Source organism: Sphingomonas sp. Leaf28 (assembly GCF_001421685.1).
Classification (GTDB): Bacteria; Pseudomonadota; Alphaproteobacteria; order Sphingomonadales; family Sphingomonadaceae; genus Sphingomonas; species Sphingomonas aurantiaca.
In genome coordinates this window covers 15,328-41,877 of record NZ_LMKX01000012.1, presented here as the reverse complement: position 1 = coordinate 41,877, position 26,550 = coordinate 15,328, and the positions used below count along the sequence as shown (strand labels likewise).

General features: G+C 62.5%; 23 protein-coding genes. 9 read left to right on the top strand and 14 right to left on the bottom strand.

Annotated elements, in window-relative coordinates; all coding sequences use genetic code 11:
- Positions 1-16: 16 nt before the first annotated feature.
- Positions 17-1,978 carry an asparagine synthase (glutamine-hydrolyzing) gene (gene asnB, locus ASE79_RS19270; protein WP_056420670.1) on the bottom strand — a complete coding sequence of 654 codons (1,962 nt, stop codon included), beginning with the start codon at positions 1,976-1,978 and terminating at the stop codon, positions 17-19.
- A gap of 180 nt (positions 1,979-2,158) precedes the next feature.
- Here asnB and ASE79_RS19265 point away from each other — a divergent pair, with 180 nt between their 5' ends.
- The 3 genes from ASE79_RS19265 to ASE79_RS19255 are packed head-to-tail and all read left to right on the top strand — an operon-like array spanning position 2,159 to position 5,174.
- Complete coding sequence (locus ASE79_RS19265) at positions 2,159-2,959, top strand: FkbM family methyltransferase (RefSeq protein ID WP_162237073.1); 801 nt, start codon at positions 2,159-2,161, stop codon at positions 2,957-2,959.
- Positions 2,956-4,059, top strand: coding sequence for a glycosyltransferase (locus ASE79_RS19260; RefSeq protein ID WP_056420666.1), 1,104 nt, complete (start codon positions 2,956-2,958; stop codon positions 4,057-4,059). The genes ASE79_RS19265 and ASE79_RS19260 overlap by 4 nt, the downstream gene beginning before the upstream one ends.
- 2 nt (positions 4,060-4,061) lie before the next feature.
- Complete coding sequence (locus ASE79_RS19255) at positions 4,062-5,174, top strand: glycosyltransferase family 4 protein (protein ID WP_056420663.1); 1,113 nt, start codon at positions 4,062-4,064, stop codon at positions 5,172-5,174.
- Here ASE79_RS19255 and ASE79_RS19250 read toward each other — a convergent pair.
- From ASE79_RS19250 to ASE79_RS19230, 5 genes are all read right to left on the bottom strand, one after another.
- Entirely contained in the window at positions 5,156-6,247 is a 1,092-nt protein-coding gene (locus ASE79_RS19250) for a glycosyltransferase (protein ID WP_056420659.1), read from the bottom strand. The genes ASE79_RS19255 and ASE79_RS19250 overlap by 19 nt on opposite strands.
- The gene (locus ASE79_RS19245; protein WP_162237072.1) at positions 6,240-7,649 is read right to left on the bottom strand and encodes an oligosaccharide flippase family protein; all 1,410 of its coding nucleotides are present in this window, start codon (positions 7,647-7,649) and stop codon (positions 6,240-6,242) included. The genes ASE79_RS19250 and ASE79_RS19245 overlap by 8 nt, the downstream gene beginning before the upstream one ends.
- Positions 7,650-7,756: 107 nt before the next feature.
- Positions 7,757-8,230, bottom strand: a complete 474-nt coding sequence (locus ASE79_RS21955; protein WP_056420651.1) for an N-acetyltransferase — start codon at positions 8,228-8,230, stop codon at positions 7,757-7,759.
- The gene (locus tag ASE79_RS19235; protein WP_056420648.1) at positions 8,227-9,324 is read right to left on the bottom strand and encodes a DegT/DnrJ/EryC1/StrS family aminotransferase; all 1,098 of its coding nucleotides are present in this window, start codon (positions 9,322-9,324) and stop codon (positions 8,227-8,229) included. Before ASE79_RS19235 ends, ASE79_RS21955 begins: the two co-directional genes overlap by 4 nt.
- Complete coding sequence (locus tag ASE79_RS19230; RefSeq protein WP_200910420.1) at positions 9,321-9,737, bottom strand: sugar 3,4-ketoisomerase; 417 nt, start codon at positions 9,735-9,737, stop codon at positions 9,321-9,323. The genes ASE79_RS19235 and ASE79_RS19230 overlap by 4 nt, the downstream gene beginning before the upstream one ends.
- 152 nt (positions 9,738-9,889) lie before the next feature.
- Between ASE79_RS19230 and ASE79_RS19225 the strand changes: the two genes are divergently transcribed.
- Complete coding sequence (locus tag ASE79_RS19225) at positions 9,890-10,816, top strand: glycosyltransferase (RefSeq protein ID WP_056420646.1); 927 nt, start codon at positions 9,890-9,892, stop codon at positions 10,814-10,816.
- 3 nt (positions 10,817-10,819) lie between these two features.
- Here ASE79_RS19225 and ASE79_RS19220 read toward each other — a convergent pair whose 3' ends face one another.
- The gene (locus ASE79_RS19220) at positions 10,820-12,727 is read right to left on the bottom strand and encodes an acyltransferase family protein (RefSeq protein ID WP_082445462.1); all 1,908 of its coding nucleotides are present in this window, start codon (positions 12,725-12,727) and stop codon (positions 10,820-10,822) included.
- A 167-nt stretch (positions 12,728-12,894) separates the two neighbouring features.
- Between ASE79_RS19220 and ASE79_RS19215 the strand changes: the two genes are divergently transcribed.
- Positions 12,895-14,817: an acyltransferase family protein gene (locus ASE79_RS19215; RefSeq protein ID WP_162237071.1), complete on the top strand. Its 1,923-nt coding sequence runs from the start codon at positions 12,895-12,897 to the stop codon at positions 14,815-14,817.
- Between the two features lie 35 nt (positions 14,818-14,852).
- On the opposite strand, the gene ASE79_RS19210 is transcribed toward ASE79_RS19215, so the two are convergent.
- Entirely contained in the window at positions 14,853-16,070 is a 1,218-nt protein-coding gene (locus ASE79_RS19210; RefSeq protein ID WP_082445460.1) for an EpsG family protein, read from the bottom strand.
- On the opposite strand from ASE79_RS19210, the gene ASE79_RS19205 reads away from it, so the two are divergent.
- Positions 16,018-17,139 carry a glycosyltransferase family 4 protein gene (locus ASE79_RS19205; RefSeq protein ID WP_056420636.1) on the top strand — a complete coding sequence of 374 codons (1,122 nt, stop codon included), beginning with the start codon at positions 16,018-16,020 and terminating at the stop codon, positions 17,137-17,139. The two genes, ASE79_RS19210 and ASE79_RS19205, sit on opposite strands and share 53 nt — an antisense overlap.
- Before the next feature lie 11 nt (positions 17,140-17,150).
- On the opposite strand, the gene ASE79_RS19200 is transcribed toward ASE79_RS19205, so the two are convergent.
- From ASE79_RS19200 to ASE79_RS19185, 4 genes are all read right to left on the bottom strand, one after another.
- Complete coding sequence (locus ASE79_RS19200; RefSeq protein ID WP_056420633.1) at positions 17,151-18,497, bottom strand: O-antigen ligase family protein; 1,347 nt, start codon at positions 18,495-18,497, stop codon at positions 17,151-17,153.
- A complete protein-coding gene (locus ASE79_RS19195; RefSeq protein WP_235517080.1) occupies positions 18,494-19,654 on the bottom strand; it encodes a hypothetical protein in 1,161 nt (386 codons plus the stop codon). Before ASE79_RS19195 ends, ASE79_RS19200 begins: the two co-directional genes overlap by 4 nt.
- 124 nt (positions 19,655-19,778) lie before the next feature.
- On the bottom strand, positions 19,779-22,025 hold the full coding sequence (locus ASE79_RS19190) for a GumC family protein (RefSeq protein ID WP_056420630.1): 2,247 nt from the start codon (positions 22,023-22,025) through the stop codon (positions 19,779-19,781).
- Positions 22,026-22,052: 27 nt separating this feature from the next.
- On the bottom strand, positions 22,053-22,880 hold the full coding sequence (locus ASE79_RS19185) for a polysaccharide biosynthesis/export family protein (protein ID WP_082445459.1): 828 nt from the start codon (positions 22,878-22,880) through the stop codon (positions 22,053-22,055).
- A gap of 35 nt (positions 22,881-22,915) precedes the next feature.
- Here ASE79_RS19185 and ASE79_RS19180 point away from each other — a divergent pair, with 35 nt between their 5' ends.
- Complete coding sequence (locus ASE79_RS19180; RefSeq protein ID WP_056420628.1) at positions 22,916-23,230, top strand: hypothetical protein; 315 nt, start codon at positions 22,916-22,918, stop codon at positions 23,228-23,230.
- Positions 23,227-23,598, top strand: coding sequence for a hypothetical protein (locus tag ASE79_RS19175; RefSeq protein WP_056420626.1), 372 nt, complete (start codon positions 23,227-23,229; stop codon positions 23,596-23,598). The genes ASE79_RS19180 and ASE79_RS19175 overlap by 4 nt, the downstream gene beginning before the upstream one ends.
- On the opposite strand, the gene ASE79_RS19170 is transcribed toward ASE79_RS19175, so the two are convergent.
- On the bottom strand, positions 23,590-24,396 hold the full coding sequence (locus tag ASE79_RS19170) for a metallophosphoesterase family protein (protein WP_235517078.1): 807 nt from the start codon (positions 24,394-24,396) through the stop codon (positions 23,590-23,592). The two genes, ASE79_RS19175 and ASE79_RS19170, sit on opposite strands and share 9 nt — an antisense overlap.
- Before the next feature lie 45 nt (positions 24,397-24,441).
- Positions 24,442-25,728, bottom strand: coding sequence for a nucleotide sugar dehydrogenase (locus ASE79_RS19165; RefSeq protein WP_056420833.1), 1,287 nt, complete (start codon positions 25,726-25,728; stop codon positions 24,442-24,444).
- A gap of 337 nt (positions 25,729-26,065) precedes the next feature.
- Here ASE79_RS19165 and ASE79_RS20570 point away from each other — a divergent pair, with 337 nt between their 5' ends.
- Positions 26,066-26,479 (top strand): glycosyltransferase, encoded by a 414-nt coding sequence (locus tag ASE79_RS20570; protein WP_082445458.1) that lies wholly within the window; start codon positions 26,066-26,068, stop codon positions 26,477-26,479.
- Positions 26,480-26,550 lie beyond the last annotated feature (71 nt).

Here is a 26,550-nt window from a genome sequence, read left to right as displayed (position 1 = left end):
TAAGCCCTTTTAGCGATCAGTTCGCGTTCCACTCACGGGCCCATGCTTGAAACATCAGTACACCCCAAAGCGACGCGGTTCGGTCGTGCGTACCGGCGAGGTGCTCGGCCCAGCGTGCCCGGATCATGCCGGCATCGAGCGCAGGTTGTTTTGCTAGCGCGTTGTCTGATAGCAAATCCTCCGCCCACTCGCGCAAGGGCCCTCTCAACCACGTGCCAATTGGGATCGCAAACCCCGCCTTGGGGCGCTCGATCAACTCCTTGGGCACATAGCGGTACAATATTTGTCGAAGCGCCCATTTTCCCTGCCCGCCGCGCATCTTGAACTCGAGCGGTGTTGCCCACGCTTGTTCCACCACGCGGTGATCAAGCAAGGGCACGCGCGTCTCGAGGCTCGCCGACATTGCCGCGCGGTCAACCTTCACCAATATGTCGTTAGGTAGGTACGACTGCATATCCCAGTGCATCATCTGTTCCTGCGCAGTGTCACGCAGCACCGGCGGAGTATCGATCCCTGCAGCAAGTCGCGCAGATGATTTTAGTGGCAGCCTGCCGACCCATTCCTCACTCGACGCGCGGTAGATGTCGGCGATGCCCAGAGAGGTCTGCAGCATCCGCCCGACCTTGTGAACCTTGTCGCCGAGTTGCGAGATGCCCGGCACCGCGGGCAGCCCGGTGAGACTGTCCCAACGCGATGGCGAAACCGACGTTAGGGCCTTTCCAAGCCTGCGCCGCACGGGCTCCGGGATGCGTGCTGCTCTTTCCCAGGTGCGGCGTGAAATAAGATAGCGGTTATAGCCACAGAACAGCTCATCCCCTCCGTCGCCCGACAAGGCAACCGTCACCGACTGACGTGTCAGTTGGCTGAGCAGCACGGTCGGTATCTGCGAGGAATCCGCGAACGGCTCGTCGTAGATACGTGCAAGATCGGGGATCACGGCGCGTACGTCCTCGGCGCCTACGTACATTTCGTGGTGATCGGTGCCGAGATGTTCGGCGACTGCACGTGCATAAGGCGCCTCGTCGAACCCGGTTTCGGCGAACCCGATCGTAAAGGTCTTTACGTGCGCCTCCGTCACATTGCGCATCAGCGCGACGATCGCTGATGAATCGACGCCGCCCGATAGGAATGCGCCGACGGGCACGTCGGCGATCGCCTGCTGGCGCACCGCCTCGGACAGCCGCGTCTCGAGACCGGACAGTGCCTCGGCTTCGGTCATGCCGTCGTCCGTACCGGCCGCGACAATTGCGCTCAGCGACCAGTAGCGCCGCACGGTGATTCCCGGATATGCCGTGCCGTCGGCGGTCGGCGGGGCAGGGGGGGCGTTACCCAACGCTTCATGCGTGAACGTCGCGATCACGCCGGGTTCAAGCTTGTAGATATCGCGTAGGATCGACCAGGGCGCGGGCACGTAGTTGAAGCGCAGGTAGAGCGTCAGCGTGTCGGGGTTCACTGCATTGTCGAACCCCGGCGCCTGGCGCAGTGCCTTCAGTTCGGACCCGAACATCAGCCCGTCCTTGGCCCAGCCGTAGAAGAGCGGCTTCTCGCCGATCCGGTCGCGCGCCAGGCTGAGTGTATGTTCCTGCCGGTCCCAGAGTGCGATTGCGAACATGCCGACCGCGCGTTGCAAGGTCGCCTCCAACCCCCATCGCACGATGCCGTGCACCAGCGTCTCGGTGTCCGAATGACCGCGCCAGGGAATTTCAGCCGTTTCTTCCAGTTCGGCTCGCAGATCAATATGGTTATAGATCTCACCGTTATAGACGATCACGTAGCGCCCGTCGGGCGAGGCCATTGGTTGCGCGCCAGCCGGCGACAGGTCGATGATCGCGAGTCGGCGATGCGCTAGCGCGATGCCGGCCTGGGCGTCGGACCACGTAGCCCCCGCGTCGGGCCCGCGGTGCAGTAGTGCGTCGGCCATCGGCGTCACATCGACCGACCCGCCCGCCTCACTCCAGAAACCGGCGACGCCGCACATACCCTGACCCTCATAGCTACCAGGAAGACCTCGTGGTCACCTGGCGGTTTCGCACCGACTGTGCGAAAGCCGATTGGATGATGAAAGTCCAGATGTTCCGCCGTTTACGCGCGATGCATCGGAAATTTTGGGTTGAACTGATTATACGCTAACGGCATCCGCTTCTCGCGAGGAATGTACATGTTGGGGTTGAAGGGTGTCATGCGGGATCTGTTGCCTCCCAGGCTGCAGGTGCCAATCAAATATCATTACGGGCGGCTGCGCCAAGAACTAGAACCGGAGATGTCGCTGCTGCCGGCGCTAGTGTCGCGCGGCGACCGGGTGATCGACGTCGGCGGCAACCGCGGCACGTATGCTTACCGCCTGCACGCGCTCGGCGCGCGGGTCGAGGTGTTCGAGCCCAATCCGGTATGCCTGCGCGTGCTTCGCGACTGGGCATCGCACCAGGCGGCTGTAAACGTCCACGCGGTTGCGCTGTCGGCAAGCAGCGGCACCGCCGAGCTGGCGATCCCGATCGATCGGGTAGGGATCGAACACGATGCGTCAGCCTCGATCGAGCATGGCATCGAGCAGGGGGACGGTACTGATGTGAGGGTCGAAACTGTATTGATTGCGACGCTCGACGGATACGGCTTCCGCGACGCGACGCTGATCAAGATCGATGTCGAGGGGCACGAGCAGAGCGTGATTGAAGGTGCGCTGTTGACGATCGCAGCATCGTTGCCCGCACTTTTGATCGAGATCGAGCAGCGCCATCTCGCTAAGCCTATCGGCGACATCTTCGCGCGCATCTTGGCGCTCGGCTACCAAGGCTTTTTCCTGCGCAATGATAAACTGGTGCCGCTCGCCGAATTCGATCCAGCGCGCCATCAGCTGTTGGCGGATTTCGAGGGTCACACAGGGCAATATTACAACAATTTCCTGTTCCTCGCCGCAGCCAGGCTCGACGCTGGCGCGTACCGGAGTCTGCTTACGCGATGACGCGCCTGAAGATTGCGGTCATCACGCCGCGCTACGCCATTTCGGGCGTGCCGCTGGCGCAGTGGCGCTTTGCCGCCGCGTTTGCCACGATGGGGCACGAGGTCGATCTGATCATCGGGCGCTGCGATGCAAATCTCGAGATCCCGCCCGCGCCTGGCGTGCGCGTAACTGTCATTGGCAGCGGACAGACGCGCGGTATGTTCTCCTATCTTGTGCGCTACTTGCGTCGTGCCAAGCCCGACGTGGTGTTCTCGGCCGAGGATCATCTTAACACGATTCTGTTGGTTGCGGCGATCCTGACGCAGTCGAAGGCCAAGATCAGCGGCTCGTCGCGCGTGACGCCGTACGACACCTATTCGAGCACGCCTTTCACTAAGCGCTGGCTGCTTAAGTGGATGGCGCGTGCGGTCGCATGGCGCGCCAATGCGCTGACCTGCGTATCGCACGACATGGTCGATCAGTATCGCGACGTGTTTCCCGACGCCAAGCACGTCTGCGTCTACAATATCGTCGATCAGCCCGCGGCGCGCGCCAAGATCGCCCAGGCAGTCGACGACCCGTGGTTTAACGACAAGACGCGTCCGCTGATCGTCGGCGCAGGCAGCTTGATGCCGTGGAAGGGATTCGATGACCTCATTCGCGCGGTACGCATTCTGATCACTGGCGGCCGTTCGGTGCGGCTGGTGATCCTAGGTGAGGGCGGTTCGCGACCCACGCTGGAGGCATTGGTGGGTGAACTCGGGCTGGAGGAGCATGTCCGCCTGCCCGGACGCACCGACAATCCGCTGGCGTATTTCGCACGCGCCGACGTGTTCGCGCTGTCCTCGCATGTCGAGGGGCTACCTAACGTGCTGGTCGAGGCGATGATGGCAGGCTGCACGCCGGTGTCTGTCGATTGCCCGACGGGCCCCCGCGAGGTGCTGCAGGAAGGGCGCTACGGTTACCTCACGCGGATGCGCGACCCTGAGGACCTGGCCGCCGGCATTGCCCGCGCGCTCGAACGTCCGATCGCACCCGATATCCTCGCCGAAGGAGTTCGGCCGTTCCACCAGGATGTCGTGATTCGCCGACATTTTGAACTGCTTGGCATCGTCGCCTAATTATGCGTATCGGTCTTAACGCCACCTGCTTCAACGATCGGCCGTCGGGCGCCAACCAGCGATTTTTGGGGATATATGGCGCGCTGATCCGGCGGAACCCGGACATCGAGTTCGTAGTCTACGAACCATCGGACCAGCGGATCACTACCTGGTTCGGTGTCGCGACCAATGTCACGGCTTGTGCGACGCCGATCCCTAGTGTTGGCCGGCTGGCGCGCGTGCGGGCCGGTATGGGCTATTGGCATCGACAGCTGCGGCAGGATCGGCTCGACGTGTTCGAGGCCTTTCACCTTCCACTGGTCCGTGCGCCCGACTGCCCGACCATCCTGACGATCCACGATCTTCGACCGTTGCGCGCCGATGCGCCGGTCCTCACGCGCATGATCGCCAAGCCGATCATGCGCCATGCCTTGTCGCATGCCGACCGGATTATCGCAGTGTCGGATGCGGTGTCGGACGAGATCACGGCGTTCCACCCCTCGGCCCAGGTATCGACTATCTATAACGGCGTCGATCGGACGGCGTTCGCGGTGGCTTCGGCTGCGTCGATCGCCAATGTGCGCGCCCGTTACAGCCTGCCCCAATCTTATATCCTCGCGCTCGGTCATCTCGAGGCGCGCAAGAACGTGCCGTTACTGATCGACGCGGTCGCGGTGTTGCGCGCGCGCGGCACATCGCATCCGCTCGTAATCGTCGGCAACGATGGCGGCGACCGCGCGACGATCCGCGCGCACATCGTCGCGCATGGGCTGAAAGATCTGGTTACTCTGATCGAGCATGCCGACGACGATGCGGTCCGTGCAATCTATGCGGGGTGCCGGCTGCTCGCCTTTCCTTCGCGCTACGAGGGGTTTGGGATCCCGATCGTCGAGGCGATGGCGGCGGAGAAGCCGATGGTGCTCGCCGATACCGCAGTCTTCCGTGAACTCACGTTAGGACAGGGTGTATACTTTCCGATCGACGACGCGGGCGGTGCGGCAGACGCGATCGAGCGGGTCTGGGGCGTTCAGCGCGAACACGACCGGCAGATTGCCTTCGGACACGATCGGTTGAAGGACTTCACGTTTGATCGCCTAGCCGACCAAGTCGCCGACCTCTACGCGTCGCTCGTCTGATTGGGTATCCTGAGGATGCGCGCTAGTCGCGCGCGAGCGGCTGACGGCGAATGATCACGTTCGTAGAGCGCTCGCATGGCCGGATCGTAACGCGGCGGGGGAGAGGCGAGGCTCGCGTCGATTGCCCGGACGAACGCATTTGCATCGGCGCAGCAGCGGTTCGTGGCAACCACGTCGTCGGCATAGCCCGAGAAGGCCTCGGGCGTGCCGACGACATGCTTACCGTGCATCAGTGCCTCGGCGACCTTGGTTTTCATCCCCGAGCCGTCGAAGATTGGGGCTATCACTAGCGCCGCATCCGCATACCAGGGTGAAAGATCGTCAACACCGCCAACCAGAGTTACGCGATCGTTGCCGGCGAACCGCTGCGCCAGCACGTCCATGCCGCGGCCGACCACCATGACGCGCAACCCAATCTGCGGTGCCACCACGCGCGCGAACCAGTCGATGCCGGCAATATTGGCATAGAAGGCGCCGCCCACGAACAGCGCATATGCCTGCCTCGACGACGACGTGGCGGTAACGAAGGACGTGGTGTCGGCCAGCACCATCGGTGCCACCGTGTCCGCGGCGCGGCCGTAAAGGCGGCGTAGTCCGGCAGAGTCACGTGCGCTCAACGTGACCAGCACATCGCTATGCCGCACCGCCTTGCGCTCGGCGAGATAGTTGGCGGCGAGTACCGCGAACGATTTCGCGCTGCGGCGCGCTTGGAATGCGCCCCAGAAAAACCGTGCCTCGACATTGTGGAAAATGGTGATGATGCGGACATGCGGCGCGCGCGACTTAACCACAGCGATGGCGGCTCCAAAATTAGATCCGTCGATGACCATCTGCGTGATACCACGATCCGCGATGGTCGTGAGCAAATCGGCAATCAACGCGGTATCGATCCCGTTGATATGGCCACGCCACGCCTCCCGCAGGGGCGATTTGGCATGTCGTGGCCGGATATGTACCAGACGATCACCCAGCAGATCGTGCAGCAGGATCAGGTTGATCCGCCCAAGCATCTCGCGGCCCCCCGACGGCGCGGAAAGGTCAGCCAGGCTGAGCAGCAGGACGCGCTCAGCCATGTCCGACGATCCGGCGCAGGCGCGCGACGACGGTCGCGACCGGCCCGGGCAGCATGTCGCGCAGCCGCCACAGGAACAGCCCACCCGCATTCCCCGCAAGTGCTAGCCCCAGCAGCGCGCCGGTGATCGGCATCACTCGCGACACCAGCAACGTCGCACCGCTGGCGGCCAACAGACCGGCCATCAACCGGATGTTGATAGGCGTCCAGCGGAAACCATGACGGACATGCGCGACGCCGTACACATAGGGCAGGTAGAACAGGTACATGCCGACCACCGCTAGGCCGGCCGCCTGGAGACCGAAAAGCGGCAGCGCGAGCGCAAGGACCGCGAGCAGCGTGATCACCGCGCCGATCTCGCCGATCATGTAGCTCCTGCTGGAATTGGCAGCGAGCAACAGATAGCCGAGAGGCCAGCTTGCGACTTTCAACACGTCGCCCAGCACCTGCCATTGCAGCACTGGCACGGCGGGCGAAAAAGCACTGGAATAGAGCAGGCTCATAATCCACGGCGCGACCCCAAGCGTGCCGAGCAGCACGGGGGCTGCGAGCAGGATAGCGACTTCGGTCTGTTCGTTCACCAGTCGGTTGGCGGCTGCGGCATCCAGGATCGTCGCAGTCAAGCGAGGATAGAAATCTGCCCCCATCGCCTGCAGTACGAAGGTGATGTAGGTTACCGATATCAACCAGGACGCCTGGAACCAGCCGACCGCTTCCGCTCCCAGATCGCGCTGGATCAGAGTGCGCGCGGCGAGCTGGCCAAGCTGTACGCCGACTGCCGCGACCGTTAGCGCGAGCCCGAACTTGATCAGCACGCGCATTTCGCCCACGACCGCACCCTTTGAAACATCAGCGGCGGGCACCTTTGGTAGGCGTGCGACAAAGATGTGGCCAACTATAAAAGTTGCCGCGGCCGGCATCAGCACAAAGATGGCGATGCCGCCTTCGCCGAACCAGGCTACCGCGACGATGCCGACGATCGCCGCGATTACGACCGAGGCGATGCTCACCCACGCCATGTCGCCGATCCGGCGAAACGCGGCGAGCAGTGACGATTGCGCTTGTGCTGCAATCGTCAGGCCGACGCCGAGCGCCAGCCACCCGAGCGACCGGCCGAGCGCGCCGTCGGGCGCAACCCAGACGGCGAGCGCGTCGCGCGCAAACCAGAACACCAAGCAGGCCGCGATCGCGAGGAGTCCAGTAATTAGCAGTAGGGCGCGGCGGACGATGGCGATGCGTGGCTGATCCTCGGCGCCGATCGCCGCGGACAATTGACGCGTTCCCGACGAGGCGAGACCGAGCGCGCCGATCGCGGCCGCGGTGGTTAGAAGATTCTGGAGCAGCACGATCAGGCCTAGGCCGGCGGGACCGAGTAGAAGCGCCACGAACTTCGTCTTGGCCAAGCCGACTGCGATGTTGATGACTGCAGCCCCCCCGATGATTGACGAGGTACGCAGAATACGGCGATGCGACTCTGTCTGGTCGATATCGTTGTTAGCCATGGCGAAGATCAGGTTCTGGCGACGAGGTGACGGGCGGGGTTGCCAACCCACGTCTCGCCAGCGGGCACCGATTTGGTAACCACCGCCCCCGCGCCAATCATTGCGCCCGCGCCGATAGTCAGACCGGGCAGGACGATTGCCCCCGCGCCGATGCTCGCGCCCTTCTCTATGCGCGTGACGGGATAGGGCTTGCGCTGGCGCGAACGCGGATGGCTGTCGTTGGTGAAAATACAGTTAGGGCCTAGAAAGGCGTCGTCTTCGATCACTAGCCCGTCCCATAGGAAGACGCCGCTCTTTACCGTCACCCGGTCGCCTATCACCACGTTGCCTTCTACCAAGGTGTGCGCGCAGACGTTGCAATCCTCGCCGATCCGCGCGCCGGCGAGAATGATTGCATATTGCCACACACGCGTGCCCATGCCGATTGTCGCCGTTGCGGCGACATCTGCCAGCGGATGGACAAATACAGGCGCGACCGTCATGTTGCGGCGATTACCGCGGCAATCACCTGGTCCACCTCCGCATCGCTCATGTGGGGACCGATCGGCAGGCTCAGTACCTCGTCGGCGAGTGCTTCTGCGATTGGGAAAGCACCTTTGGCATGGCCGAGATCGGCATAGGCGGCCTGAAGATGCGGCGGAATCGGATAATGGATCAGCGTCTCGACACCTGCGGCTTTCAGCGCGGCCATCAGCGTTTCGCGCCGCGCCGTGCGCACGACGAAGAGATGCCACACAGGATCGGCCCAATCGGGCACGTGTGGTAGAACCAGATCGAGGCCGGCCAGCTCTTCCAAGTAACGCGCTGCGATCGCGCGTCTGCGGTCATTCCAGTGATTAAGGCGCGGCAGCTTGGCCGCGAGTACCGCCGCCTGGAGTGGATCGAGCCGCGAGTTCACGCCGCGCTCTTCGTTCACATAGCGTATACGCGATCCATAGTTGCCAAGCGTGCGGATTCGTTCAGCGAGCGCGGAATCGTTTGTCGTCACCGCCCCGCCATCGCCCATCGCGCCCAGATTCTTGCTCGGATAAAAGCTCCAGGTCACCGCATCGCCATGCCCACCAACCGGCTGGTCGCGATAGCGCGCGCCATGAGCCTGCGCGCCATCTTCCAGCACGCGCAGACCGTACGCGCGAGCGATTTCGAAGATCGCGTCGATGTCCGCCGGTTGGCCATAAAGGTGCGTCGGCAAGATTACCCGGGTACGCTGCGTAACAGCCGCGGCAATCCGCGCCGGATCGAGATTATAGGTGGCGGGGTTGGGCTCGACTAACACCGGCGTCGCGCCTGTCATGCTGACCGCGAGCAGGGTCGCAACGAAGCCGTTGGCGGCGACTATCACCTCGTCGCCCGGCCCCACGTCCATCGCGCGGAGCGTCAGGTGCAGCGCATCGAGGCCGTTGGCGCAGCCAATCGCATGATTAGCCCCCATCTGCGAGGCGAACGCGCGTTCGAAGGCAGCGCATTCGGGGCCTCCGATGAACCAGCCCGAGGCGGCGACCCGAGCCAGCGCCGCGTCGATCTCTGCGGCCATCTCCCGATATGCGGCGCCGAGGTCGAGGAACGGGACGGTCATGCGCACGCAATCTTGAGGAATTCGGCATGGTCCCGGATATAGTCGGCCTCGTCATAGACCGCGTCAGCGAGCACCAGCAAGACCGTGCCGGGACTAAAATCATTGATCTCACGCCAGATCATTGGACGGATATGCAGACCAATTTCCGCACTATTGAGCATGACCGAGCCACGTGTGGTACCGTCGTCTAGCGTTATCTTGCACGATCCGGCGACGCAGATCACCCATTGCTGGAGAGCGCGATGCGCATGGAAACCGCGCTCCGTGTTGGGGACATTGTCGAAAAGGTAATAGATCCGCGCGATGTCGAACGGCACCGAAGTACCCCCTTCAAGCGCGACGAGTTTGCCGCGTTCGTCGCCACGAACCGGGTTTTGGTGCATCGTGCACCCGGGAGGAAGGCTGTCGACCATAGGTGTCGGAATTCTCAATATCAGGAGCAAGAGTGCAAGAGTTCTATGCATCGCTTGCGGGCCGATGCAACCGGCGAGTCTGCCAGTACCATCAATGTCCTAAAGGCGGCAGGCAGGCTTGCATCGCCCCTGTCGATCTACGACAAGCCCGCATGGCCTCAATCGACTCCGCGATCACGCCCTTGGTGTCGATCAGTATCATCAGCTGCAACCAACAGGATTATATTGCCGAGGCAATCGAGAGCGCGCTGACGCAGACCTATCCCAATGTCGAGGTGGTGGTTGCCGACGACGCCTCCACCGATGAGACGCAGGCCATCATTCGGCGCTACGAGCGGGCGCATCCAGGTCGCGTGCGGGGAATCTTTAATCCTGCGCGGTTGGGGATCACTGCCAATTCCAATGTCGCGCTCTTCGCTTGCCGCGGCGATTTCGTCGCTTTCATGGGTGGCGACGACGTGCTTCTGCCCGACAAAATCGCCGCGCAGGTCGCCTGGTTCAAGGTAGATCCGCGCCGGCGGGTGTGCGGCCATCAGGTAGAGGTGTTCTATGAGGACGGATCACGCCCGCCGCACGATTTCTCGCCAGGTCTGATGGCGGGCTCCGACGCAGCCGACATCCTGCGCAAGGGGTTCTATTGCGCCTGCGCGGTGATGGTCCGCACGTCAGCGATGCCCGCCGCTGGCTACGAGGTGCAGCTGCCGATGGTATCGGACCACATGTTCTGGTTCGAATCGATGCTAACCAACGGCAGTTCTGACGGGATGTTCGGCTTCGTGCCGGGTATCCATGCGCGTTATCGCCGGCACGCATCAAATTTCACGCTGCGCGCGATCGACGGTTTAAGCGAGGTCATCCGCTATTATGAAATCGTCGCCGAACGTTATCCCGCTTTTCGTCGCGTGGCGCGCCGCTCAATTGTCGAGCGGCATTACGACATCGGCGTTGCACAGCTGCGGCTCGGGCAGCACGGCTCCGCGCGGCGGACGCTGGCCGGGGTCATCGCGCAGCGCCCGCTCTTCGCCAAGGCTTGGGTAAGGCTGGTGCAGACGGTGTTGCCAAGTCGCGCCCCGGCTTGAGCTTCAGCGCTGCGTGATCTTCAGCATCGGCAGGATCGCCGGCGCTAGAATCGTCCGACCGACATAGCGCGACGCCTCGGGCGACAGATGGCCGTAATCCACCGCCATCAGCTGATCATAGGGCAGTCCTGGCACGCGGACGAGGCAGCCGCGCGCGTCACATAGCGACGTTTCGAGCGAGACGTAGCGCAGGGAGGACGATAACGCATAACGGCGCGCGAGTACCCGGTCCGCCGCGATCAGGTCTTGGTCTAGGCCGATAGCGGTATGAGTGTCCGATTTCCCCCAAAGATTGCTGGCGACGATGTCAGGGAGCGAGGGGATCCATTCGGGTGCGGGGCCGATGAGCACGACATGAGCCACGCCGATGCCGTGCAGCCTGGTCGCCAGCGCGTTCCAGTCGGTCCGGGCATGATTCTGGCGCTGCGCGAGAACGACAACCGCGGGCTTCAGCCGGCGGATGCTATCGATTGCCAGCCGCGTGCTGCGTCCGCAGGCGTCGCGCTGCATCTCCGCGAGCGATTCGAATGACGGGCGGCAGCCGCCGGAGGCGACCTGCGCCAGCGCGATGCCCGGCGGCAGGATCGCACGCAGCCCCGCAGACAGCGCCTGCGCGTGAGAATCGCCCCACAGGAAAACCGTTGCGCGTGCACCCCCCACCGTGCAGTCGCGCGGGATAGCGTTGCGCGTGCTGCCCGTCGTCGGGTCCATGAAATCGCAGTCCAACCGATAGGCATCGCCAAGACCCGTACGATGCAACTGCTTGTATGCCTCGACGAAACGACGTCGCGGATTCTGGTTGATTGGCCTCTGCGGAAAGCCGGACAGTGCGATGCCCAGGCCGGCAAGCGCGACGACCACCATCGCGATCGCCAGTCGCATGACGGTCAGATGACGTCGCAGCCCCACGTTGTTCTCGATCAGGTAGAAGGATGCGATGGCCAGCGAGACACTGAGCGCAATCAGCCCGATTTTGGCAGCACCGTGCGGCAGATCTCCATAGTGGAGAATTGCGGCTAACGAGAAGATCGGCCAGTGCCACAGATAGAGCGAATAGCTAATTAGCCCGCCGAAGACGAACGGCCTTGATCCTAGGATCGTCCGATTGAACCAACTGCCTTCGCCGTAGATCAGCAGCGCAGTGCCGATGCACGGAAGCAATGCGCTCCAGCCGGGAAAGGGCGTGTTGTAGTCAATCAGCACCAGCCCTGCAGTAATAAGTAGCAGGCCCGTTACGGTTGCACTCTCTGCGATTGGCCGCGCGAGCGTGCGCGGATACAGTGCAACAAGTGCGCCAACCATCAATTCCCAGGCGCGACTCATCGGTGAGTAGAAGGCAGCGGTGGGATTGTGGCTGCTCAGCCACACAGCGCATACGAACGAGGCAAGCGCGATGAGGATCGCAGTCGCGCGCAGGTTCACGCCGAACCGGAATGCAGCGGCTAGGATCAGCGGCCAAGCGAGATAGAATTGCTCCTCCACGCCAAGCGACCAGAGGTGCAGCAACGTGTGATCAAGCGCGCCAGCGCTAAAATAATTAGCCTGATGCCAAAACAGCAGGTTGGCAACGAAGGCAGTCGCACCGACCGTCTGCCAGCCGAGGTCTGTATAGGCGCCCGCCATCAGCGCGAACCAGCCGGCGACGAGCGTCGCAGCCAGCACCAGGATTAGGAGCGGATAGATCCGCATCACGCGCGCAGCGTAGAAACCACGCAAGCTGAAGCTGTCGCCCGCGAGCTTTCCCGCTATGATCCGCGAGATCAGGAAGCCCGAGATGACAAAGAAGATATCGACGCCGACGAAACCGCCCGTCAGTCGGCCGGGATAAGCGTGGAACAGCAGCACCGCGCCGACTGCGATCGCCCGGAGCCCATCAATATCTGCCCTGTACGCCGAGCCCCTGGGTCGCATCTTAATCGCCCTCTACCGGCTTGTTTCTGCCGGTTCGCCCGGCCTGTTCCACTGCGCCGTTACGGCACACGACCGCGCTTCGTCAAACCGATCGAAGGCGTTCGCAGACCGGGCTTGCCTTTTCGTGGAGGCACCCGGATAGCTCTTTCGAGTCGGGGGATGAAGGCGTGCAGCGAGCATTGAGGCAGGATATTCAGTTCCTGCGCGGGATAGCGGTCTTGGCGGTCGTCCTCTTCCATACCCGCCTCAATATTCTCGTTGGCGGATATCTCGGCGTCGACATTTTTTTTGTCATATCCGGCTTTCTCATCACCGGCATGATCGCCAAGCAGCTTAGCGAGAAAAGGTTCAGCTTCAAGGCGTTCTATTTCCGGCGCGCGAAAAGGCTGCTGCCGGCCGCGTATGTAACGTTCGCCATGACTTCGGTCGCCGCCTCCTTCCTGCTGACGGCGCAGGATTATCTGCTGTTCGCGCGGCAGGTCTTCGGGGCCGTCACGTTCACAGCCAATATCTTCCTGTCGCGGCAGGGCAGCTATTTCGGCGGCGAGGCGGATTTGAAGCCGCTCCTGCACACTTGGTCACTGTCGATCGAGGAACAATATTATGTGATCGTCCCCGCAATGCTGGCATTCCTGCCAATGCGATTGTGGTTGCGCGTTGCGCTGATCCTGACCGCGATCAGCCTTGCGGCCTGCATCGTCGCCGGATACCGGCAGCCGAGTCTTGCCTTTTACATGTTCCCGATGCGCGCATGGGAAATGGGGATCGGATCGGTCGGCGCGCTGATCACTGGGCGGGCATCGGTCCGGCGCATCGTCGTGCCGCTGTTCTGGCCAGCGCTGGCTACGATCCCTGTCCTGTTGGTCTTTCCGATCGGAGGATTGCACCCCGGGGCGGATGCGGTGCTCGCGTGTTTTGCCACTCTCGTCGTGATCCTGCGCGCGCATGTTGGCTTCGACGCGTCCGTGTTCAGGCCGGTGACTTGGGTGGGCGACATCTCCTATTCGCTGTATCTCGTGCACTGGCCCTTGTTCGCGCTGGCGAACCATATGTGGATCGGCGATCTGCCGCTGCCGGTCACGCTCGGTCTGCTCATCGCCAGTCTAGTCGTCGCATGGCTGCAATATTCGCTGGTCGAGCAGCCGGTACATAAGGCGCGCTTCGGGTTCACTTGGCCAAGGGCAGCGATGGCGCTGGCATTATCGGCCATGGTCATCACGCTTCCTATAGTTGCGATCGCACTTGGTCGGGCACCTGCGCGCTTTGTCGAGGAACGCGGTGGCGTCACCGGCTTCATGCCATCCTGCGTGTCGGATCGCAGCTTCGTCTTCTCGCCGGCCTGCGCTACCTCCAATCGTCCGACCGTACTGGTATGGGGAGACAGCTACGCCATGCACCTGATACCCGGTATCGTCCAGGAACGCCGGGCGCAGGAGATCGCGCAGGCAACCAAATATATCTGTGGGCCGATCCTCGGCATCTCGCCGCTCTCGCACCTCCAAGGATCCGAGCAGAACGAATATTGGGCTAAGGGGTGCTTATCGTACAATGACGACGTCTTCGCATATCTGAAAGCGACGCCAACCATTCATACAGTAATCCTCGCCAGCGTTTTCGATTCTTATATGTATGACGGGATTAATCTCTATGCCAACGGTAAGGGTGAATTGGCGGGCGGCGTCGCACCGGCGGTGAAAGCGTTCGACGCCACGATCCGGCGTATCCGGGCGCTCGGCAAGAAGGTGGTCGTGGTCGGGCCTCCACCTGCGCTGCGATGGGATGCTGGGCGATGCGTCGAGCGCCGGCTGCGGTCGCTGCCAACCCTCGGGCGCTTCGCCGACTGCAACATCCCCGATGCGGACTACAAGCTGTTCCGGGCCAGGGTGCTGCGCTTTGTGTCCGCCGTCCGGACCACCTCAGACGTTGATGTGATCATGTTCGATGACTATTTACGCCGCAGTGATCATTATGTGACTTGGCCTACGCGGCGCATCTGGTTCATCACGAACGGGCATCTCTCGCATCAGGGATCGCGCGACATCATCCGCGGCATGGGTTTGATGCCGAGAGCTATGGCCACGGCACGCTGAGCATCAGGTTTCGTAATTTGTTGGCGCTGCGCTCTCTAGAGAGACGCAGTGTAGGGCAGCCAATACTCAACGTTCTGCGCATAGTTCAGCCAGACGAATTGGACGAGAAAGCTGTAGGCGACGACTGCCATCAAAATGGAGGGCATGGCCCGACCGTTACTGGAAAGGATATAAGGCAGCCGCGAATAGACGACGAGCTGCAGCGGGATGATGTAGAGTGACAGGCGATCAATGCCGGATGATGCTGACGCCGTTGCAAGCGCGAAGACCGAAACGATCGACAGTACCGCACAGGTCGCCCAGAAACTCTTGACGAAAGGCGGCAGATCGATGCGTTTGCGCAGTATGAAGAAGATGACGGCTGGCACAACATTCATCGCCGCGCGAATGGCGGCACCCTGCGAATCGTAATCACCCTGAACGTAGTTCGTGAGCAGCTTGTCCGAATTGTCGCGAAGCAGCAGCATGAACAGAATAATGAACAATAGGATGCCGATACCGCCAAGCAGGACGTTGCGCCGGAACACCGGCACCAGCGCGATCGGCAGGATCAGGATCGCGGTTTTGTGGAACAACGCGGCGATACCAATCAGGATAACCAACCTGATGAGATGCCGTTCTGATGTATCCGCGATCGCGAAACATATGATACCGATAGCCGCGGCCTGCCTGGTATACCCCATCGCCACGACAATGATGAAGTACGGCACGGCGACCAATATGGCTAAGGCCGGGTTGGGCTGACGCCAAGCGAGCCGCGCCAATCCGCTCATGAACAGCATGGCGCAGACGAGGTTGACGAATGTTATGTCGAGGCCGATCTGCGCCGCTAGCCAGTTGAGCGCCGCATAGCCAGAATCGGTCGTCGTCAGCGCGTTCGGTAGCGATAGGAAGAAGATGTCGTTGTACATACGCTGATAGGCGCCCCAGTCACCGCCCACTTCGAACCTAAGTCCGATTATCAGCGTCGTTAGGATGGTCGCCCCGACGAAGAACAACAGTCGCGCGTTCTGCATGCCTCGGCGTTCGGTCTGAACGGCACCTGCCGACCATAGCATGAACAGCAGCCAGTAGGGGAGCAAATCGGATCCAATCGTTCGAGACCCGGCGTCGGGCGACGTCAGCGATATAGCTCTCGTCACGACCGGGTCCAGCGCATAGACGCTCGGCCTGTATCGACATAGCGGTTCGCGGAGGCCCATGAAGACCCCAATCAAAACGATCGTCCTGTCGATCAACACGAGCTGGAACATTGTCAATTTCCGTCGCAACTTGGTCGCGCGGTTGCAGCGGGAAGGGTATGACGTCGTTGCGCTGGCGCCGCGCGATGCACACAGCGAAGTGCTCGTGGCGCTCGGCGTGCGATATTTTCCAATTACGATCGACAGCAAGGGGCTGTCGCCGGTGCGCGACCTGAAGCTCGCCGCACAGTATTTCCGCATCCTCAAACAGCTACGCCCGGTCGCATTTCTCGGTTGGACGATCAAGCCGAACGTCTATGGCTCGTTGGCCGCGCACGCGCTAGGCGTGCCGGTGATTAACAACATCTCGGGCCTCGGCACGGCCTTCATCAAGGTGGGATTGCTGACCCGGCTGGTACGCCAGCTCTATCGCGCCGCACTCTCGCGATCGGCGACCGTCTTCTTCCAGAACGCGCACGACCGCGACCTGTTCGTCGCCCAGCGCATGGTGCGCGATGGTCGGACCGCGCTTTTGCCGGGCTCGGGCATCGACCTCGCGCAGTTCGTTCCCGCGCCCGCGCAGGAATCACCGACGCCCGTCCTGCTGATGGTCGCGCGGCTGCTGCGCGATAAGGGTGTGGTGGAGTTCGCAAATGCCGCGCGGATTGTCCGCGAGGCGCGTCCCGATGTAGCGTTCGAACTGCTCGGGTTTCTCGATGTGGCGAACCGCACCGCGATCGACCGGGCCATGGTTGAATGCTGGAAGCGCGAGGGTGTCCTCACCTATCTGGGCGAGTCCGCCGACGTACGGCCGCATTTGGCGCGCGCGACCGCGGTGGTGCTGCCGTCCTATCGCGAGGGCATGCCGCGCTCACTGCTCGAGGCAGCCGCAATGGGACGGCCGCTGATCGCCACCGACGTACCCGGCTGCACCGAGATCGCGCGTGCCGGCGAGAACGCCTTCCTGTGCGCGGCACGCGATGCGCGGTCGCTGGCCGACGCGATGCTTGCATTGCTTGATCTGGACACCGACACACGGGCGGCAATGGGTGTACGCAGTCGCGAGATAGCCGAGCGCGAGTTCGACGTGACAGTCGTCGAGGATCGCTACCTAGCGGCCATCGCGCGCGCAACCGCCTGAGTCACGAGTATCTACAGCGTGAGGTGTCGTGCTTCGGACGGGATGCGACTGCGTCGGATATAGGGGCGCACTCCCGACATCAGGGCGATGCATGCCGCGAACACCGCCGACAACGCCGCGGTGCGTAACGGATAATCGACCAGGCTGTGCAGCATGATCGCGGCGCTCGCGATGACGGCCGCCTGCGCGAAGGGTTCGGGATTTTCTGTCCGCCAGATCGCGCGGAGCCGGACGACCCACCAGGCGAGGAACAGCGCGGCGAAGGCGATGCCGACGAGGCTGGTCTCGAGCAGCAGCTCGATCCAGTCGCTATGCGCATGGTTCATAAAAGTGGTAGTCACCGACCCCAGCGGCTCCTGCATATGATAGATCGGCTGGAAGCTGCCGATCCCCGAACCGACCGGAAAATAGTCGCGCGCCGCGCGCAGCGTCAGCGCGAACGACGTCTGGCGTGACAGTTCGACATTCTCTCGCTGCTGACCGAATAGATTGTTGCCGAACGGGCCGATGGCAATTGTCGCGATCGCCGCGATCGATACGACGCCAGCGGCGATAGCGAGCCCGCGCCGGACACCCGCCCGCTGGCGACCGAAGGTCAGCCACGACGCGAGCGCGACGGGAACGCTGAGACCGATACCCGCCAGCGATGAATTAATCAGCAGGCCGACGAAAATGATTGCATAGGCCGCGGCTACGAGCAGGCGGATCGCCGACGCGCTGCGCTGCGACTTACTCTTCTTCAACAGAGTCGCCTGCAGCGCGACCAGGAAGGGGATCGCGACTAGCAGCAAGGTCGCGTTGTGGTTGGCGTTGGCGAAGAAGCCGACCGCGACGCCGTAATTGGTGATCCGGTAGAAATAGGCGTTGCTCCCGCCGATCACCTGCAGCGCGCCCAATCCGACCGAGGCGAGCGTGACAAAGACGATCGCCGCGGCGAGCCCGCGCCCACGGAACGCGCCGAGCACGATGATGCCAAGCATCGTGGCGAAGGCGGGCAGCAGCCAGAGTAGGCTCGCGAGCGCAGGCTCGGGCGCGAGTGTCAGCGGCAACCAGGGGAGGGGCACGCCGAGCAATCGGTATCCCTCGACCACCGATCCGCGACCCGGCAGCACTGTCCAGACCGCAGGCGGTAGCGGCACCAGTTGGACGAGCGCGATCGCAATGAACAGCGCCAGCAGCCCGAGTGGCGCGCGGATCGCCGTAGATGGGCGTTCCTGTAACAGGTGCCACAGCGCCCAGCCGATCAGCGGCAGGGCGGCGATCTGGAGAATCAGATTGGCGATGAAGCCCGCGGCACTTGCGCCGCCCAGCAGTAGGCAGGCGAGCAGATAGATGGGGACGACCGCATGGCGGATCATGATATGGGTCCCGCTGCGCTGTCGGAATTGGGGGGCGAAAGGGGGCGAAGGTCGAGATCGCGGATCGTCACACCGAGCGGCGCGGGGAAATCGCCTGCCTCGCCGCGCAGGCTGAGCGTCTGCGCGGGGCAGCCGTTCGGGACGGTGACGTCGGTCGCGATGCGGCGTGGCCTAGCGGTGGCGGTCACCGCGACATTGATCAGCCGTCCGGGATCGCTCGACGGTTCGGTCAATCCGCAGGTAAGCGACCAAAAGAGTTTGGATGCGGTGTCGGTCTTGCCGGGATCGACGCCGAACGCGAACTGGTAGCGACCGGGTCGCAGGACAAGCAGCTGGCTTGCTAGCGTGCCGCTGTCGCGGCCGTAATAATCGACGGTGAGGCCGCCATTCCGGATATCGGCTGCGCCGAGCCCGCTGGCGGTCAGTGTCCAATCGAAAGGCGGTGCCGGCATGGTCCTGGCGAAACCGCGATTGGCGATGAGCGCCGTGGCCTCGGCAGGCGCTACGTCATAGATGCGCTGCCACGCCGATCGTGCGACCGCATACTCACCCTTCGCCACTAGGCGGCCGACAAGGGCGGGGCCCCAGCTTCCGCCGTTGCGCGCATCGGCACGCGCAGCGGGACTGGCGAGCGCGAACATCGCCTCCGGCGCGGTGTCGGACTTGGCGAGCGCGACGAGCACCCCGCGCTCGAGTGTCGGGTCGGTGCGCAGCGTGCGGCGGACTGCGTCGCGGGTTTCCGGTTCTTTAATCATCTGCGCCATCGCGGTCGCGATTGCCGGCTGGGTGGCGCTTAGAATGCGCGCTAGCACCGAGAATTGCGCCGCGGCGTCCGTATAGCGCGCGGTGCGCAGATAGCGGTCGAGCAGTAGCAGGTGGATGAGCCGTTGTCGCGGATCGAGCCGCTGGCCCGCCTCCAGCGTAGCACCCGCACGCACGGGCGTGCCGTCGAGCAACTGCTGGTGCCCAAGGATCAGATAGGCGCGCGCATCGAGCGGCGCGGCCGCAGCCGCCCGCCGCACTGCGTCGAGCATGGCCATATCGAGGATGCCGCGTTGCGTGACGAGGGCTGTGGCCGTCCGATCAAGCACCGCGGCGGGATAGTCGGGCGCGAACCGCGTGATGGCCGGCGCGGTCGCTGGCAAGACGCGGACCATCGCTGTCCGGAACGACAACCAACCGACTCCCGTACCTGCCGCGAACAGCACCGCAGCGGATATTAGGCCACGGACGCTGCCCAGGCCAGCCAGCCCCTTCCTGCGGGAGGCTCTACTGCTTCGCTCACGTCTCATCGTGCATGGTCAGCATGATCCGGCGCTTCTTCTCATTGCCGCCGGCGACGTAGCGATACTGGTCCTTGCTCTGTCCATAGCCATAGCCATAGCCATAGCCATAGCCATAGGATGCTTGCGGCTGATAGCGCGTCAAGATTGCGCCGACCATGTGCGCGCCGGCGGTGCGCAGGCGGTTCTGTGCCTCGATCGCTGCGCGTGTCCGCGTCCGGCCGGATTCGATTACCATCAGCGTCGCCTGCGCGATCGACGACAGCAGGGGCGAATCGGCGAGACCGAGGATCGGCGGGCCATCGATCACGACGACATCGAACGTGGCCGCGACGTCGGCGAGTAGCGAAGCGAAGCGCGCCGACGCGATCAGCTCGGGCGGGCTCGGCGGGATGGTGCCCGACGGCATGATCCACAGCCCGTCGACATCGGTGTGCAGGACATGTTCTTTGAGCGATCCGGTGTTTGTAAGGATGTGCGACAGCCCGATATTGTCGCGCCCGGTGACGAAGGCCGGACGACGCATGTCGGCGTCGATCAGTAGCACCGACTTGCCGAGCCGTGTGAAGCTGTATGCCAGCGCCCAAGCTGATGTCGACTTGCCCTCCGCGGGACGCGTGCTGGTGACCAGCAGCGTTTTGGGCGCGCCGCCCTCGGTGACGAACTGCATTGCCGACGCGGTCGATAGATAGGCCTCGGACACTGGCGACAGCGTGTCGCGCAACTCCTCGATCGGCTTTGCCGTCTTGGCATTGGGGATGCCGCCCAGGAACGGCAGCTGCAGCTTGTCGCGCACGTCGTCGGGCGTCTTGATGGTGTCGTTGATGAACTCAAGCGCAATCGCCGCCAGCATCCCCGCGATCAGGCCAAGGACGGCGCCGATCATGAGGTTCTTGTAAAGGCTGGGCGAGAACGCATTGCCCGGCACGATCCCACGATCGACCACCGATGCGACCGCAGTGCCGATGCCGCCCGCGACGCCGATCTCCTTGTAGCGCTGCAGCAACGCATCGTAGAGTGTGCGGTTCGTGTCCACGTCGCGCTTGAGGATATTGTACTGGATCAGGCGACCGCGCTGTTCGAGCACTGAGCCGCTTAGGCCCGAAACCTGCGACCGGAGCCGGTCTTCTTCGGCGCGCGCAGCCTGGAATTCCTGTCGCAGCGTGCCGAGGCGATCCGAATTTGCGGTGCGCGTTTCGCTGACGACCGATTTGCGCAGCGCGTCGATCCGCGCCTTCAGCGCGACCATCTCAGGATAATCGGGGCGGAAGGTCTGCAGCTTCTGCTGATATTCAGCGTCGAGCGCGGCAATCTGTCCGCGCAAGGGTACCGCGTTGACGCTGCCCTCGGTCGTGGCGCCTCCCAGCGCCGCCTCGCGGTAGCGCTGCTCGGCTGCAATGCGGCGCGCCTGCGTCGCGGCGAGTGCGGAATTGAGCGCAACTAGGGAGCTGCCGGTGAGCGAATTGGTGTCGCCGCCCTCCTCGCTGCCGCCCGTGCTGATCAGGCGCTGCGCCTGCGCATAGGCGGTCAACTGACGTTCGGACCGTTCGAGATCGCGCCGCGTGGTCGCGATCTGTTTCTGTAGGAAGTCGCGCGCATAGGATGAGGACTGGTAGCGGCGCTCAAGGTTGGTAGAAATATAGGCGTCGGCGACGCCGTTGACGACCTTTGCCGCGGTCTGTGGATCGCGCGCGACGAACGACACGTTGACGATCATGCTCTGCGGCAGCAGGCGGACCTGCGTCCCGCTCTGGACGAAGTCCGCCGCGGAGGCGGTGTTGCGAGTCCGATCACCGACTTCACCGACGATGGCCGGGTCCGCCGCGAGATTCAGATTCTGTGCTACGCGCTCGGCGAGCGCTCGACTGCCGAGCAGGGCCAACTGCGTGCCGACGAAATTGGCGTCGCCCCGCATGCTGCTCTGTCGACCGCCCTTGCTGCCTTCATCGGCCATGATCTCGACCTCGGGCGGGTTGAGCTCGAGTGCCGCTGTCGATCGGTACAGAAGGGGCGTCAGCAGCGTGATGAGCACCGCCCCGGCGATGCCGGTGCCGGTCGCCGCCAGGATCAACCAGCGCCATTCGACAGCGACGCGCCACAGCAGCGCCAGCGATAATTCCCGCCCGCCAGCCCCCCCGTTGCCATAGCCGCCATAATTGCCCGCCTGCGACATTGAAGCGAGATCGCGGCGCTGATCCGGCTGAACGGTCAGGTTCGTGGGACCCGCGGCCCCTGGGCTTGCCATGTACAGAAATCCTAAAGGCGAACGGCGTCAGAGCGCCATGAATATGGAGGCGAGCGGCAGGCTCTGCATCAGGTCGCGCTGAGTTTTCTTCACGCCTGAACCGTCGACCACAACCGTATCTCCCGGAAAGACCTCGGGATCTTTCATCTCGCCGCGGCGGATGCTTGTCAGGTCGAATGCTGCAGCCATGCGCTTGCCACCGATCGTACGGAAGATGGCTACACGGCGCGGATTGGCCAAATCATCCGTGCCACGCGCGAGCGCGATCGTCTGGACGAGCGAGAGCGGTCCGGTCGCTGGATAGATACCAGGCTGGCGGACCGATCCATCGACCGTGACGACACGGCTGGCCGATGCCTTCAGCGATACAGTAACGCTAGGGTTACGCAGGTATTTCTCATCGAGCCGCTTGGCGATCAAAGTGCCTAGCTGGCTAGTGCTCAGTCCCACTGCATCGACACGGCCGACCAGCGGCATGGTGATGCGACCGCTCTGATCAATATCGTAATCGCGCGTGAGATCGCCGACCTGGAATACCATGACGCTGATCGTATCGAGCGGCGCAAGCTTGTAGGTGTCGTCGACCGCGACGATCTTGGGGGCATCCGGCGCACCAAAATTGCTGGAATCGTAGGAGATGTTACCGCCTCGCGTCGAAGCACAGGCCGCTAGCAGAAGCGCCAGGCCAAGAGCGATTATCCGGCTCATCGATCCGTTTCTCGTCATGTCGTCGCCTTGCAAGCCGAACCGCATCCCCATGATGCAAGCCGTCACGTCTACAATTAACCCCGCTTTGTCGCAACCCGCGTGGTGAGCAACTTGGCGCAGACCCCCGTGGTGGTGATGCATGGCCATTGACAGGATTGGGCTTGCGACGGATGCGATTTCGCATGTCGCTGTATCTTGCGCTCACGCTGCTGCTTCAGGTCGATGACGCTGTCAGCCAGGCTATAGCCGACGAGATCGTTGTCGTCGCGAAGCCCCGCAAATGCGATCTTTCGGTTGCGGGACGCACCATGCGTGACCCCGAATTTAAGGCACGCGCGGCGGAATGGGCGGTGGGACGGCCGGTGCGCGTCGTCGTGCCTACCGATGCCCGAACCAAATGCCTCGCCAAGATCATGTTCCGCCTGCACGATAACGGGGTGGCGCGTGCCGAGTTCGTGGATGCGCCCACCACGATGGGCGGGGGCGACAAGCGATGATCGCACTCGTACTCGACTGGGAGGCGTTCAAGGTATGGTTGACCGTGACGACGGGCCTCTCGCATCATGACTGGCATCTCTTGCTCGGGGTGTTGCTTATGCTCGGCTTCACACGGCTGCTGCGTCTGCCGCTGGGCGCATGGGTACCGTTGCTGATCGTCCTTGGCCTAGAACTGGTCAACGAGGCGCTCGATTTCACCCGCTATCATATCGATGGCTACCCGTGGGGCCCTGGTCCAATGTTGGTCGATATCGCGCTCACCATGCTGCCTCCGCTCGCGATCGTGCTGGCGGCGCGGTGGGACTCGTTCGACTTCTATCGTTTCAGGCGACGTCCACAGGGCATGATCAAGATCGCGCTACGCTAGCGCCGGTTGCAATCCGGTGGCTAGGAAACGTAGATCGTCTTCCTCGATCACGGCCGCGGTGAGAACGCCGGTTCGATAGGCGCCGGTATCGATGCCTATCCGGTTGGTGCGATGGTCGATGCCGTCGCTGATCGTGTGACCGTGGATCACCATGCAGCCATGATCGTGCGCGTCGGACAGGAAGGGCTGCCGGATCCAGCGCAGATCGCGGGGCTGCTGCTGCTCGATCGAAATGCCCGGTCTAATACCAGCATGGACGAGCAGATAATCGCCGAACGCGAACGTATCGCCGAAGGTCGTCAGGAACGCGACGTGCGTTTCAGGAATAGCGGTCTTTAAAATCTCGGCGATCCGCTGTTCATCCATTGTCTGCAGTGCTGAGGGCGCGATGCCATAGCTTTCCGCGCAGGCGTCACCGCCAAATCCCAGCCAGTCGTGCGCGACACCGGTCTCCCCCGCCAAGGCGCGCAGCAGAAACTCCTCGTGGTTGCCGAGCAAAAACAGCATTCTGGCAGGAAAATGCTTTAGGCTCTGCAGGCGTTCGATCACGCCGGCAGAATCTGGTCCGCGATCGATCAGGTCGCCAAGAAAGACCACCACTGCGGTGTCCACCGGACGATCGGCAATGTCGTCCTCGATGCGGCCGAGGAGATCGTCGACCAGATCGAGCCGGCCATGGACGTCGCCGATCGCATATAGGCGTTTGCCCTTGGGACCGGCGAAGCTTCGCGTCGACGATACGCTGGCCGACATGCGGCGAAACAGTTTAGAGAACACGAAAACCTCGAACGCAAACACATGCCATCGTACACTGATCGCTCCGTCTGCTTGTAGGGCCGTGTTCTACATCGTCCATAGTTTTGACCCGGCGGGCACCTGTTGCGATCCCGCAAGCGCATTCTTCAGATCGACGATCGCGCCCCCCGGTGCAAGCAAGGGGGGGAATTGGCTAAAGTTTTCGACCAGTTCGCGATGCGGCACCGCCAGGACGATCAGGTCGTATTCGGCCGTATCGGGGACCGCGACGATCTCCAGGCCATATTCGTGCAACGCTTCGGGTGCGGAGACGAGCGGATCGTGTACGTCGACCTGATGACCGAGCCCTTCGAACGCGGCGACCAGATCGGCAACCTTCGAGTTGCGCAGATCGGGCACGTCCTGCTTGAACGCCAACCCGAGCATTAGCACCTTGCCGGCTCCGCTGCCGCCCGACCTCGCATGCCAGTCATGCACGTCCTCGGCCACCCATGCCGCCATACCGTCGTTCATGTCGCGGCCCGCCAGGATGATCCGCGGATCGCAGCCGAGCTCGGTCGCGCGGTGCGCGAGATAATAGGGGTCGACGCCGATGCAGTGCCCGCCGACAAGGCCGGGCTCGAACCTCAGGAAGTTCCACTTGGTGCCTGCTGCCGCCAGCACGTCCCACACCGATAGATCCATTTTTGCGAAGATCTGCGTGATCTCGTTGACGAAGGCGATGTTGATGTCGCGCTGCGCGTTCTCGATTACCTTGGCGGCCTCTGCCGCCTTGATCGACGCGGCACGGAAGACGCCACCGCTCGTTACCTGATTGTACAGATCGGCAATATCCTCGAGCACTTCTGGTGTCTGGCCGGAGATCACCTTGGTTATCCGGTCGACGGTATGCTCGCGGTCACCCGGATTTATGCGCTCGGGCGAATAACCGAGGAAAAAGTCCTTGCCGCAGACAAGCCCGCTCACGCGTTCGAGTTCAGGACCGCACATATCCTCGGTGACGCCTGGATAGACAGTGCTTTCATAAACGATGATCGAGCGTCGACCTGCCTTCAACATACCGCCCACGGTACGCGTCGCGGCCATTACGATACCAAGATCGGGCCGGTTGTCGGCATCGACCGGTGTCGGCACGGTGACGATGTAGAAATCGGCATCCAAGCATGCTGCAGGATCGGTCGTAAGGCGGAGGCTCGAAGCGGCAAGGCGTTCGGCGTCGATCTCCCCGGTACGGTCGTGATGACGTTCAAGCTCTGCGATGCGGCGAGTATCGACATCGAGCCCCCAAGTCTCGAAGGATTTTGCAAGCGCAACGGCGAGCGGCAACCCGACATAACCAAGCCCGACCACTATTACGCGCTTGTCTCCGGTCATCTTCAACACCTTTGCTTGTTCGATTACACCGTGGTCCTTTAGCAACGCGCTACGCTTCGACAAGCCGCATCGCATGTGCCGATACGGATCTGGTCAACGGCAGGCAGATTATGGATATGGGATGGCGGCGCTAGCTTACTTGGCAACTGGATATTATTGGATGCTGAGCTGAAACTATCGGTTGCTGGCAGCTGCCAAATGTACCGGTATGGTGGGATTTTCCTGGTGAAGCGATAGTGGCGTTAGCGGGTGCCTGACGCACAACGCGTCCTTCTCGTCACTCCGGTCTCGCCATTGCCGCAGACGTCGGGTGGCGCGTAACACACCGCGCTGTTTTATGTGGCGCTCAGTTTGGGTTGAGCGCCGGTCGGCGATCCCTGGCGTCGAAATGGTCGGCATCGTGGACAAAGCCGAGTATCGCGCAGCATGCGTGGCAATTGCGCCAATCCGACGAGGCGGTGTGACCAAGATAAAGGTCATCGAAGCGCTGACCATGGGGGTGCCCTGTGTCTGTACCTCACATGCAGCGAATGATTTCGACGTACTGACGAGTCTGACAGTCACCGACGATGCGGTGTTATTCGGAGAACGGTGCATGAATCTTCCAATGGATGCAGCGCAGCGTGCGGACCTGGCTCGTGCCGGATTCAATGAGATTGCGGATCATTTTGCACCCGACGATTTTGCCAGAGGCGTTGAAGGTCTTTTGCATAGCATAAGCAGTTTGCAGACGTGTCCTTTATTCCGATAAATGACATTCTCGGAATAAAGAATCATCGCGTCGGCGCGACGGAATTGCCATGCGATTCTTGGTGGATCACA